Source organism: Photobacterium aphoticum (assembly GCF_001029435.1).
Classification (GTDB): domain Bacteria; phylum Pseudomonadota; class Gammaproteobacteria; order Enterobacterales; family Vibrionaceae; genus Photobacterium; species Photobacterium aphoticum.
The window spans coordinates 354,978-367,929 of the sequence record NZ_LDOV01000010.1 but is presented as its reverse complement, the minus strand read 5'-3'; the positions used below and the strand labels follow the sequence as shown (position 1 = coordinate 367,929).

11 protein-coding genes are annotated in these 12,952 nt (G+C 49.0%); 1 reads left to right on the top strand and 10 read right to left on the bottom strand.

Annotated features, from left to right (window positions below; translation table 11 throughout):
- Positions 1 to 260 precede the first annotated feature (260 nt).
- Complete coding sequence (locus ABT58_RS05640) at positions 261 to 1,112, top strand: MurR/RpiR family transcriptional regulator (protein ID WP_047873347.1); 852 nt, start codon at positions 261 to 263, stop codon at positions 1,110 to 1,112.
- 129 nt (positions 1,113 to 1,241) lie between these two features.
- On the opposite strand, the gene iolG is transcribed toward ABT58_RS05640, so the two are convergent.
- The 10 genes from iolG to iolE all read right to left on the bottom strand — a co-directional run bounded on the left by iolG (position 1,242) and on the right by iolE (position 12,777).
- Positions 1,242 to 2,225, bottom strand: a complete 984-nt coding sequence (gene iolG, locus ABT58_RS05635; RefSeq protein WP_047873346.1) for an inositol 2-dehydrogenase — start codon at positions 2,223 to 2,225, stop codon at positions 1,242 to 1,244.
- Positions 2,226 to 2,639: 414 nt separating this feature from the next.
- Positions 2,640 to 3,536: a DMT family transporter gene (locus tag ABT58_RS05630; RefSeq protein ID WP_047873345.1), complete on the bottom strand. Its 897-nt coding sequence runs from the start codon at positions 3,534 to 3,536 to the stop codon at positions 2,640 to 2,642.
- Between the two features lie 115 nt (positions 3,537 to 3,651).
- A complete protein-coding gene (locus tag ABT58_RS05625; protein ID WP_047873344.1) occupies positions 3,652 to 4,479 on the bottom strand; it encodes a sugar phosphate isomerase/epimerase family protein in 828 nt (275 codons plus the stop codon).
- Positions 4,480 to 4,624: 145 nt separating this feature from the next.
- Entirely contained in the window at positions 4,625 to 5,458 is an 834-nt protein-coding gene (locus ABT58_RS05620; RefSeq protein ID WP_047873631.1) for a MurR/RpiR family transcriptional regulator, read from the bottom strand.
- Between the two features lie 185 nt (positions 5,459 to 5,643).
- Positions 5,644 to 6,471, bottom strand: a complete 828-nt coding sequence (locus ABT58_RS05615) for a class II fructose-bisphosphate aldolase (RefSeq protein ID WP_047873343.1) — start codon at positions 6,469 to 6,471, stop codon at positions 5,644 to 5,646.
- Positions 6,472 to 6,482: 11 nt separating this feature from the next.
- Positions 6,483 to 7,352 (bottom strand): 5-deoxy-glucuronate isomerase, encoded by an 870-nt coding sequence (locus ABT58_RS05610; RefSeq protein ID WP_047873342.1) that lies wholly within the window; start codon positions 7,350 to 7,352, stop codon positions 6,483 to 6,485.
- Positions 7,353 to 7,569: 217 nt separating this feature from the next.
- Positions 7,570 to 8,565 carry a 5-dehydro-2-deoxygluconokinase gene (iolC, locus tag ABT58_RS05605; protein ID WP_047873341.1) on the bottom strand — a complete coding sequence of 332 codons (996 nt, stop codon included), beginning with the start codon at positions 8,563 to 8,565 and terminating at the stop codon, positions 7,570 to 7,572.
- Positions 8,566 to 8,577: 12 nt separating this feature from the next.
- Entirely contained in the window at positions 8,578 to 9,753 is a 1,176-nt protein-coding gene (locus ABT58_RS05600; protein WP_047873340.1) for a Gfo/Idh/MocA family protein, read from the bottom strand.
- A 134-nt stretch (positions 9,754 to 9,887) separates the two neighbouring features.
- Positions 9,888 to 11,759 (bottom strand): 3D-(3,5/4)-trihydroxycyclohexane-1,2-dione acylhydrolase (decyclizing), encoded by a 1,872-nt coding sequence (gene iolD / locus ABT58_RS05595; RefSeq protein WP_047873339.1) that lies wholly within the window; start codon positions 11,757 to 11,759, stop codon positions 9,888 to 9,890.
- A 124-nt stretch (positions 11,760 to 11,883) separates the two neighbouring features.
- Positions 11,884 to 12,777 carry a myo-inosose-2 dehydratase gene (gene iolE, locus ABT58_RS05590; RefSeq protein ID WP_047873338.1) on the bottom strand — a complete coding sequence of 298 codons (894 nt, stop codon included), beginning with the start codon at positions 12,775 to 12,777 and terminating at the stop codon, positions 11,884 to 11,886.
- Positions 12,778 to 12,952 lie beyond the last annotated feature (175 nt).

Sequence of the window (12,952 nt, the reverse complement as noted above, 5' to 3'; positions counted from 1 at the left end):
GATGTCATGCGTTAACCTCTTAATCCATTAACGCATCAATACACAAAACCGGCGTTATATGGGATAAACACAGCAAGCCACATATTTCTCACAATATGTGGCTTTTTAGTATGATAAAAACGAAATTCATTGCGAAATATTCATTCCATACGTGACCATAAATCCAACATTTTGAAAATATCATTTCAGCCACATCAAGAAAGTATTACACTAGGCGTAGCCAATTATCAGGCCAGTAGAACGTTTTCAGGGAGTGTCACATGACTGTCGCCAATAATCTTACCGAATTACAGGATCAGATCCGTACCCGTTATGGCGAACTGAGCAATCGTCTGCAACAAGTCGCCCGCTATGTGCTGGATAACACCCACAGCGTCGCATTTGATACCGTTGCCGTGATTGCCAGTCAGGCCGAAGTGCCGCCCTCTACCCTGATCCGCTTTGCCAGTGCGTTTGGCTTCAGCGGCTTCAACGACATGAAACAGCTGTTTCGTCAAAATCTCGTGGAAGAAACCACCAGCTACACAGAGCGTGCCCGCCTGTTTAAAACCCTCGATACAGAAACGGCCTCGCCGGAAAAACCTGCCCATATTTTGCAAGAGTTTGCCCGCGCCAACGCACAAGCGATGAGTCAACTTGCCGCCCAAACGCCTGAAGACAAGCTGGAAGCTGCCGTCGAGATGCTCAGCCAAGCCGACAGTATTTACCTGATTGGTTTGCGCCGTTCTTTCAGCGTCGCCTCTTACTTAACCTATGCCCTGCGTCACTTAGAGCGCCGTGCCTTTTTAATTGATGGCCTTGGGGGGATGTTTAAAGAGCAACTGAGCATGATTGGACCGAATGATGTGGTGGTCTCCATCAGCTTCAGCCCGTATGCAGAAGAAACCGTGACCTTGAGTGAAGTGGCCGCCAAAGCGGGTGCAAAACAGATTGTTATTACCGATAGTCAGGTCAGCCCGCTGGCCAGCTTCAGCGATGTGTGTTTCGTGGTGAAAGAAGCGCAAGTGGATGCTTTCCGCTCTCAGTCTGCATCATTATGTTTAGCGCAAACACTGGCCGTCTCTCTAGCCTACAAAAATAATGGCGAATCAAACGCAGCAACGACATATTGAGCGCGAACCCGAAGAGATTAAGTACGGTTATCTGGTTCTAAGATGACTACTCATAGATAACCGTTCATAAAGGACACAAAAAAGCCTCGTCATGACGAGGCTTTCTTTTTATTTCAACGCGTCAGCGTATCACAGCATCACGGTTTTACCCGTCTTCATCGATTCAATCGCCGCATCGGCCAACATCAGGGCATATTCGCCGTCTGCGCCCGTACAGTTTGGTGTTTGACCATTCAGTACGTCAACAAAGTGTTGCCATTCAGCCACATACGCAGCCTGATAACGTTCCAGGAAGAAGTGCTGAGGTTTCGCCGCCACACAGCCCGTTTCGCCCCAATGTTCCACCAAGTTTTCTTTCATATTGCTCGCTTTCAACAAGCCTTTTGAACCATGCAGTTCTATACGCTGGTCGTAGCCATAACCAGAACGACGGCTGTTATGGATGGTCGCCATTGCGCCTGATGGGAAGTTCATCACCAATACCGACGTATCAATATCGCCCGCTTCACCAATGGCCGGATCCACCATGCAGCTGCCTTGCGCGGTAATAGAGACAGGGTTTTCACCAATGATAAAGCGCGCCATGTCCAAATCATGAATGGTCATGTCACGGAACATACCGCCAGACACTTTGCTGTATTCAGCCGGTGGTGGTGTTGGATCGCGAGAGATGATCATCAAGGATTCAGCCTGACCGACAACACCTGCATTTAGTTGATCTTTCACGGCGCGGAATTGCGGATCAAAACGGCGGTTGAATCCCACCACCATCGGCACTTGGTATTTATTCACAGCAGCAAGACAGTCACGCACGCGGCTAAGATCCAAGTCGATCGGTTTTTCACAGAAGATCACTTTGCCGTGTTGCGCAGCCAATTCAATCAGGTTGGCATGGGTGTCGGTTGCCGAACAGATACACACCGCATGCACGTTAGGATCGGTCAATGCCTCATCAACGGTTTGAATCACTGCATTGTATTTTGTTGCTAGCTTTTGCGCCCCTTCCACATACGGGTCAATCACGGAATACACACACGTTTCTGGATGACTGGCAATATTCACAGCATGCACTTGACCAATCCTACCAACGCCGAATAACGCAATATTGAACATGACTTGCTCCTTAGTCTAAATGAAGACGTACACGTGATGTGTACGGTGTACCCGCAATTCCAAAGGCGTATAAATCGTGCAGCAAACGCAGCGTTTAAACGCCCTATCTCGTTGACTTACAATGATGATTTACCAAAATTTTATAGGCATGGAATTATCATTTCAAAGCATTAATGAAACAAATGGTTCATTCTGTGGAGGCGATAACAACTCACTCATTACGCTAGAATCAGCATAAAAGTTGGCATGTTTTGTGGTTAATTCCTTGTCTATTTTCGCGGACAAAAATGGGATAAAAAACCATTTTGGTAGGCATTTCAAACAAACTATTTAAAAGTGTCGAATAGCTAAAGCGAGGAACAAAAAAAGAGGCCGTAAAAACAGCCTCTTTCTCATGACAAAGCACAGAATAGATTACGATGCGGTTGGACGCGGATAAAAGCGTTTAAGCAAGAACGGGCCGCCACGATAAATAAACAACGCCAACAAGATCATGATACAGCCTGAGACTTTATGCATTGGCATTAGCTCGGCATACCACAATACGCTCAGGACCACCGTCCATACCGGCTCTAAAATCATGATCACAGCCGCATTGGCCGGCGTACTGTGTTTTTGCCCGGCGGTTTGCATCACATAGCGGATACTGGTTGCCACTAACATGCTGAGTGTAAACCATCCCCAAATTTCCATGCTGATGGTTTCCGGCCAGGTTTCAAATAGCAGTGAAACTGTTAACCCCACACACCCAGTCACAAACAACTGCAATGCGGTCAACAACAGTGTTGGCATGCGACGCGCAAACTGGCTGTTCACATTAAAATGAATCGCCAACATCACGGCAGCCGCCAAGAACCAACCTTGACTCGGAGAAAATTGCCATTGCGCCACGCCACCGAGCGACAACATCGCTAAGCCCGCAAAGGCCACCGGTAATGCCAACCAGAAAATGCGTGGCGGTTTGATTTTAAACAGCGGCCATGCCACCAGCGGGACAAAGAGCATCGACAAACTCATGATGAATGCGCCCTCGCCCAAGGTCGGGGTAATCGACATGGCATAAATCCACATCAACAACGCGGAACCCAGTAGTAAACCGGCACTCATCGCCTTACCAATATCGACTTTTGCCACTTCTCGGAACTTGCCAAAACAAAACGGTAAAAGGAAAAAGGATGCCATGACAAAGCGCAAGCCGATAAAACCGAAAGGCGGTAACCCTTGGATCGCCTCTTTAGAGAAAACCCAGCCTCCTGCGGCCAGAATCGTGGTACCAATAAGAATGAAATCAGCGCGGCGTTCTAGTTGCATATGTTACCGCTCCTAAAGCAAGAAGGAGGCATAACGCCTCCACAAGTTCTGTTCAATGCATCAATCCAAATACGATACCCGAGCAAACAAGTGCCCGGGTATTAACGGTTTTTCCTTACTTCACTAATGCACGCATTCCTTGCAGCATTTGCTCAGCGAGGGTGTAATGATCTTCTTCCCAAAGCTGATCATTAAGAAACTCACCGGAGCAGAAGCCATCATATCCTGTTTCTAAAATTGCGCTAGCCCACTCTGGTAACGGAATATCCCCTTCGCCTAAACGATAACCACGTAAAGCGCGCTCATTCGGCCATGCTTCACCTACCGCAGGGCGTTTACCGTCAGAGAAATGCACGTTGAAAATACGTTCTTTTTCCACTTTTGCCACTTGTTCTGGCGTCGCGCCACGGCATGCCCACAAATGCCAGGTATCTAAAACATAACCAAAGTTATCACGCCCTACGGCATCATGCAGACGGTGGTAATCATCTAAGCTGGCAATCGGTGTCCAAGCCGCACCTTCGTATTGGAAGCGAATACCGTACTCGCGGCCAATATCGGCAATGTTACGAATGTTCGCTGCGGTCAGACGAATATTTTCTTCTACAGATAAACCATTCAGCCCTTCAAACGCATTAAGCTGAATGGTCGGCGCACCAATTTCTTTCGCCACACGACACAGTATTTCCGTTTGCTCAAACACGCGTTTTTGATCGTCTTTCGTCGTGGCCTCCACGCCGCCGATAATATCGATGGCAGAAGGTACAATGCCTGCCGCCTGCAAACGTTCATTCAACATTTGTGCGGTATAACCGGCTTCCAAATAACGCCATAATTTATCGGTATGTACTTCTAAACCCTCATAACCCGTTTCTTTGGCTAAGCGGATATCAGAGAGAATATTACTGTAAAGCGAACACATTCCATGCAGAGCAAAACGCATAATCTATCCTTAACGACACGCACGGTGTCATCACATAGTGAGAAGTACAGACGCCACCATAGTGGCGCCTACAGATAAGAAAATAAGACGTTACGAGAAATTCAAAGACTGAATTTATTGGACTGACGATGAATTCGGCAGTGCGTTATTTCACTTCTTGGCACATCAGGCTGACGGCCAAGGTTTGTGCTAAATACATGGAGCTACTTAACGAACGGAAACCCATGACTTCCCCTTCTTTCACTTCAAAGCACACTTCCATTTTATTGCCTTGCGCCATCATTTGATCGTCTGTGATAGCCACAATCGGCACGCCTTTGTTATGGGCAATATCAATCAGTTCACTGGTTTCTGGCGCATACGGGCTGTATGTGACCGTCACTAACACATCTTTCTCGGTCATACGACGTGTCATGGGGGTCAGCATGCCACCGTGATCGTCCAGCAACACCACGTTGTTATCCGACTTCATCAAGGCATACCACAGATAGAAAGCAACCGGATACGCGCGGCGCATGCCCTGAATATAAATCGTGTCTGCATTTTCCAGCAGTGACATGGCCCGCTCCAGTTTTTGCGGTGACACTGTCATTTGTAACTCTTCCATGGCTTCGACGTTGGCATGACCAAAGTCCTGGAAAATCGCCATGGCTGACGTTTGGCTCACGTTCTCTTTGGCGCGTGCTTTGCGAACACGCTCTTTATAATCACGCGGACGATTCAAGCATTGATCACGAAAAATCGCCTGCATCGAACTGTAGCCGGAATACCCCATCGTGTTGGCAAAACGGCTGAGTGTCGATAACGGCACATTCGCTTGTTCTGCCGTGCTTGCCATTGTTTCTACTGCCACCAGCATGGGCTGCGCCATGACAAAATCGGCCACTTGTTGAAGGCGCTGACTCAGGCCATCGTAACGTTTCACTATCAGTTCACGTAACGTGTCCAGATCAGCCGGCACTTTTTCTTCAACTTCCATCATTTGCCGCCCCTCTCTCTAAAGCAACACTTACAATATACCCAAGTTATCTCACTTTACCGCCACAGGGCGTTTATTTATTAAGGTAACTTTTTTCAAGCTTTCTTTTATTCAAGCTTTTTTTATTCAAAATCACTTGGGTATACCGCCCTTCAAGCAGTAGTAACACTTGAAGGGCGAGTATTCTATGACAATAACTGGAAGTTGCGAATTGCTTCTTGCTTCACATGCGGCATCGCTTTTTTCATGAAATAGATACGGTCAAATTTCTCTGGCTCGTTATTCATGTAATCGCGCAAGTTGTGACCAAGTGCCTGACGCAAACAGGTCCCGATATTGAATTTCGATACGCGGGTTTGTTTCAGCAGTTGCATATCTTCATCGCGAATACCACTGGAACCGTGAATCACAAGTGGTAAAGACACTTCATGAGCAATCTGATCCAGCAAGCCAAAATCGATGGTACACGTTGGCTCCGTCAGGCGGTGTACGTTACCCACTGAAATCGCCACACAGTCTGCGCCACTTTCGTTCGCATAACGTGCTGCATCTTCCGGTGTGGTGTAGATAGATTTAATGTGGTCACGACCTTCATCATAAGGTACCGAACCAATCTCACCCTCTACAGACGCACCCAGTGCATGCGCCACATCCGCCACTTTACGGGTACGAGCGATATTTTCTTCCAGCGGTAGCTGAGAGCCATCAAACATCACAGAGCTAAAACCGGCTTTCAGTGCACGGAACACAATCTCTTCTTCGTACGTGTGATCCAGGTGCAAACACACAGGTACACTGCTTTCACGGGCCAGTTGCAAGAACATCGCTGCCGCCGTTTCCACACCGAAGAAATCCACCACATCTTTGTTACACGCCAGAATCACGGCTTTGCCCACTTCTTCTGCCGCTTCCACAACTGCTTTGGCATCTTCATAACCAAACACGTTGAAGCAAGGGACGGCATACTGTGACGCCGCAGCGTCAGGCAATAAATCCTTTAGGTTAACAAGCATAACTCACTTCCTTATTTGAACTTGGCAATCATATCCTTGATGCCTGGAATGGTGTGCACTTGGTACTCGTGGTGCGGGTCAAAGTGCTGAACTAACGACTTAGACGTTTTACCCACAATGATAGTGAAGTAGTACATCTCGTAGCCTGGTGCTGCCACGCTTGGGTGGTAGCCTTTATCAATCGCAATCACTGAGCCTGTGCGTACATGATAAACCGGGCCGAAATCGTCTTCGTGTTCATACAAGAACTGCGCACCGAAACCGAAGTCTGGGTTAAAGCGGAACTGGTACACTTCCTCATAAAGTGTTTCTTTGCTGCCGTCTTCTTTCACGCGATCTTCATCGTGCTTGTGAGGAGGGAAACCTGACCAACCGCCTGCGCCTACTGTGAATAGTTCGCTCACTAACAAACGGCCACGCTTGTCTGCGTTTGACTGACCCAATACGTGTTTGATTTTACGGTGTGTTTTGGTTTCGTCTGAACCGTACTGAACGATATCGACTTCTTCCTGACGCGAGCAGAATGGCTCCAGCGACTCTTCAAAGCGACCACCGGCAATCATGATGTCAGCGCGGTCACTCACACATTCGATTTCTGCGGTGTAGCCCAGTGGCACGTAAACAGATTCAGGGTTGCCTTCCCATACCGATTTACGCTGACCGATGTTGTCGAACACCACGGTGTTGTCGTCTTTGGTGACTTTGATCGAACAGGTACCGCCACCCAGTACAATCACCGTTTCGTAGCCTTCTACAAAATGCGTGTGTGATTCACCCTGGTTTAAGTACACCTGATTGAAATAACACAATGGTGTCACTTCATCGTTGGCATCGATAATAGGTTGGTTTTTATTATCAAATGGAGGGATATGCTTACCCATGTTACTTTCTCCTCACTGCCCTGCCTTTCTTGTCTTGAGTAGCCAGTCCAGCGCTTAAAATGATTGAATAGTCGTTGTTGTCGTTAGGGTCATCATGAGAATAAAAAAACCGGGCCTCGATGGTATGTATGTCACTTCTAAACGTGTTAGCGGCTAATACTGGCCCGGTCGGACCTAAAATCCTTTAATCACACCCTGTTATCGTTAGATAAATGAATTAAAGGCTTTGCTCTCTGGTCTCAATAAAATCGAATAACTGCTCTTTGGTGGGCATCGCTTCGGTGCAGCTGTTGCCACTCACGTTGATGGCGGCAGCCGCTGAGCCGTGCTTCACGCCATCTTCCAGTTCGCCACCGTTCACCAGTGTCCAAATCAAGCCGCCGGCAAAAGAGTCACCTGAACCGAATGGCTTCTGTACGTCCACGCGGAAGATACCTTGCTGGAACTTGTAACCATCACGGCAGTACACTTTAGAGCCGAACTCACCGGCTTTGATCACCACCACTTGCGTGTTTTCATGAAGGAAACGGGCAGCCGTGGCATCGTCATCTTTATTGCCCGGGGCCAGTACGGTTTCCATCATGTCGAATTCTTCACGGTTACCAATCACGATGTCTGACAGACCGGCGGCAATCCCGTAGTAAATGGAAGCATCCACATCGGTGCGCCAGGAGTACGGACGGTAGTCCACATCCAACACCACCAGTGTGTTGCTGCGACGTGCATGCTGCATCGCCAGAATCGTTGCTTCACGGCTTGGGCTTTCAGACAGCGCCGTACCGGTTACCACCAACACTTTGCTGTTGGCGATGTATTCTGCGCTCACCTGCTCTGGTTTCAGTGTCAGGTCAGAGGCTTTGTTACGGTAAATCAGTACCGTACAGTCGCTTGGTTTCATCTCAGTAAACGCCACCGACGTGCGAGAACCTGAGTTGTCTGTCATCATGCCATCCAGGTTGATACCCTGACCTGACATGTATTGTTTAACGTAACCACCGAATGCATCATCAGCCACACAACCAATAAACCCGACTTTACCGCCCAGTCTGTTGATAGCGACGGCAATATTGGCTGCCGACCCGCCGACGAACTTGTTAAACCCAGTGATGTCAGCCATGTCCGTGTTGGATTCACGGGCGTAGAGATCCACGCCCGCGCGACCTAACACGATGGCATCCAGCTTACGATCTTGCTGAAGTGCAATCTTTGTCATGGTAAGGTCCTATTACTTGTACTGTACCCATGCTGAGTTCTGGTCAGCAGACTCAACACATTTCTCACACAAACGTACCCCTTCGATCCCTGCATCAATGCCTGGGAACCAAATGTTCGCAAGTGCTTCCTGGTCGTCACGGTTTGCTGCGTCGAAGGCCAGTGCGAAACGGTGGTAAAGGTTTGCCCAAGACTCGAAGTAACCTTCTGCGTGGCCACCGCCAACACGGTTTGACGCAACACCGGCTGCATCTTGATGCAAGTAGCCCATGCCACGCTCAAGAATACGTGCCGCTTCGCCCTGCACTTCGTAACGCAATTGGTTAGGCTGCTCATCCCACCATTCGATAGACGCTTTAGAGCCTACGATGCGGATCTTCTGCTGGTGCATAGAGCCTGCGTTAACCGCTGATGCCCAAAGTGTGCCAACTGCACCGCCTTTGAATTCCATCATTACGTGTGCGTTATCTTCTAGCGGCGTACGAGACTTAATGAAGCTCTGGCGCATACAAGACAGACGGTCGATTTCAAGATCTGTCATCACTTCGCATAGGTAGAATGCGTGAGTACCGATATCACCCAGTACATACGTTGGGCCTGATACCTGTGGGCTTACACGCCACTTCAGACCTGGGTCATTCTTTTCGTATTCTTCGTTGTGGAAGCCGTGTGCGAACTGCATGTTGATAACACGGATTTCACCCAAGTCACCACGCTTCACCATTTCGCGTGCCTGCTGCACCATTGGGAAGCCTGAGTAACCGTACATCACGCCGATTACGCGGTTTTTCTGTGCGGCCAATACTTTCAGCTCTTCCGCTTCTTCAGTGGTGAACGTGATTGGTTTTTCACATACCACGTGTAGGTTCGCTTCTAGCGCGGCTTTACAGATTTCGTAGTGTGTTGAGTTTGGTGTGGCGATAGAAACTGCCTGGATACCGTCTTCACGCTGCGCTTCTGCTTCAAACATTTCTTTGTAGTTGCTGTAGCAACGGTCAGCCGCTAGGCCAAGGTTGGTACCGAAATCACGGCAACGTTCTGGATCAAGGTCGAAGGCACCAGCAACTAGCTTGAACAGACCATCGCGTTGAGCCGCGTTACGGTGTGAGTAACCGATCTGGCTGCCACGGCCACCGCCGACCATTGCCCAGCGGATTGGTTGTTCAAAATGGCGTTCTTCATTAAACATAGCTTTGCTCCTTGGCAGGTATCCCGGTGGGATGCGTTGTAGGGTGTACCGACATACCTGCACTGATTATTGGATAAGTAATTCGTTATTCTTTATTGACGCAGTTCAGCGTCAAATGAGGTTCATTGGTCGGGTTATACACCGCGACGCTGGTGTGCACGGCCTTCTTCCCAGTCAGCGACTTTCGCTGCGGTATGTTCGTTGCGCGTCACTTCAGGCAGACCCACTTCCCACCAGCAATCACACTTCGACCATGCCATTGGGGATACTGGGTCGATGTCGACAACAATCACGTACGTACGGTCAGCTTCTTTCGCACGGGCGAAGGCAGCGTCGAACTGGTCAATAGAGGTCAGCTTCTCACTGATCGCGCCTTGTGCTTCTGCGTGTTTCGCGAAGTCAACGCGTGCCAGTTCACCTGCTGGACGGCGGCAGTCAGACAACAAGTTGTTGAACGACTCGTTACCGGTGTTGTTCTGTAGTTTGTTGATAACCGCGAAACCACCGTTGTCACATACCACCACAATCATCTTGTGGCCAGTCAGAACAGATGAGTAGATGTCAGAGTTCTGGATCATGTAAGAGCCGTCACCCACTAGCACCACCACATCGTGATCCGGATTAGCGATTTTCGCACCCCAGCCACCAGCGATTTCGTAGCCCATGCAAGAGAAACCGAACTCGATATCGAACTTACCGATTTGGTAGTTCTGCCAGTTCATGGCTAGCTCTGCAGGTAGACCACCTGCTGCGGTCAGTACGGTGTCGCCCGGTTCCATGGAAACGTTCAACTTACCGATCACTTCTGCGTAAGAAGACGTGCCTGGTAGTAGGTCACCTTCTTGTGGGTGGGTACGACGCTGAACCAGCGCTTTCCACTCGTCAGCTTGTTCTTTCGCTGTGTCTGCCCACTCTTGGCCTGAACGCCAGTCACCCAACAGTGCAGACAACTTAGTCATACAAGTGCGTGCATCGCCCAGTACTGGGTAAGACATGTGTTTCACCGCGTCGAATTTCGCCACGTTGATGCTGATCAGCTTCATGTCTGGGTTGCGGAATACAGACCAAGAACCGGTGGTGAAGTCTTGTAGACGCGTACCGATTGCCAGTACCACATCCGCATGGCCTGCCATGTAGTTCGCTGAATCTGAACCCGTTACCCCGATAGGACCGGCGTTCAGTGGGTTGTCTTGTAGCATGGTGGCACGACCGGCAATGGTCTCTACCACTGGGATATTGTGTTTCGCTGCAAATGCCGCTAGCTCATCGGTGGCTTCTGAGTAATGCACACCGCCGCCTGAAATGATCAGTGGACGTTCTGCTTTCTCTAGGATGGCTTTCGCTTCTTCCAGCACAACCATTTCTGGCTCAGGACGACGAATGCGGTGTACTTTCTCTGCAAAGAACACTTCAGGGTAGTCATACGCGACGCCTTGAATGTCTTGTGGCAGACCGATGAACACAGGACCACAGGTTGCCGGATCAAGCATGGTGTCTAGGGCTTGTGGCAAGGTGTGCATCAACTGTGTTGGAGAAACGATACGATCCCAGTAACGCGTTAATGGCTTGAACGTGTCATTACAGGTGACTGATGGATCTTCGAAGTTTTCAGGCTGCTGGAGTACAGGATCCGGCAAGCGGCTCACGTAAGCATCACCTGAAATCAGTAATAGAGGCAGACGGTTTGTGTGCGCGATACCCGCAGCCGTCACCATGTTTGTGGCACCAGGACCGATAGAGCTGGTGGCGATACCAATGCGCTGACGCTTGTTGGCTTTAGCGTAGGCAATTGCCGCTGTCGCCATCGACTGTTCGTTCTGTCCGCGCCATGTCGGGATCTTGTCTTCAATATTTTTCAGCTGCTGACCAAAACATGTTACGTTGCCGTGGCCAAAAATAGCGAACGCGGCACCGAATAGTTGTTCTTTTTTACCATTAATTTCAATCATTTGTGCTGCAAGGTACTTTGCAAACGCTTCAGCAACAGTCAGGCGTACAGTATTCATTGTCTTCCTCGATCTCGATACCTGAAAAATGTGGCATCTCCGCCCTGGCAATCAATTAATCCATGCTGAGATTTAGCCAGTGAATGGGGAGCACGCACACTCCCCATCGGCAGAACGTTAGTGATTACAGGCCGTATTTCTCTGCGTAACCTGTGATGTTTGCATACGCTGTTTTCGCGTAAGTCAGAGGGTTTGCTTTTGCAGGATCCTGCTCAGCTTCAACCAATAGCCAACCTTTGTAGTCGCGCTCTTTCAGTGCTGCGAATACGTCGTCGTAGTCCACATCACCGGTACCTGGGACAGTGAACACACCGTCTAGTACTGCGTTAAGGAAAGATTTGTCTGCGTCACGTGCCGCTTTCATTACGTCTAGACGTAGGTCTTTAAAGTGCATGTGGCCGATACGGTGACCCCAACGCTTGATCATTGTTACTGGGTTACCGCCGCCGTAAGTGATGTGGCCAGTGTCCAGTGTTAGGTGTACTGCATCGCCAGTCAGTTCCATCAGTAGGTTGATGTCGTCTTCTGTTTCAACGATGGTGCCCACGTGGTGGTGGAAAGACAGCTTGATACCGTGCTCATTCAGTAGGTAAGTCGCTACTGTTGTTAGCTTTTCACAGTATGTTTTCCACTCATCCATAGTCAGGATTACGCGAGAAGAAAGCGGCTTAGTGATGTCACCGTGAACCGTGTTGCTCACTTCACCAAATACCATTGCAGAACAACCTGCTGCTTTTAGTAGTTTGATGTGATCCTGCATAGCTGCGATTTCTTCTTCAGCAGTCAGCGTCATTAGGTTGCCGCTGTACCAGCCAGACGCAAGTACCAGGCCGTGTTTTGCTAGTAGAGGGATCAACACTTCTGGTTCACGTGGGTATTTAGTGCCTAGCTCAGTACCGGTAAAGCCCGCTTCTGCCATTTCGCTTAGACAGGTTTCCAATGGAATATCACCGCCAAGTTCTGGCATGTCGTCGTTAGTCCAAGTTAGTGGGCTGATACCATATTTCACGTTGCTCATTTTTATTCTCCATCGAATTGAATTTTTTATTTAAGGCGATAAACGATGATTTTTCGCAGGCCACCTCGTCATTCCCTGTTGGTATCGACGCGGTATGCTTTTTAATCTTCACCATTTGCTTCACTGGAAATCACTATAACCGAAAAAATCAGAATGAAAAATATTTTTCACCAGA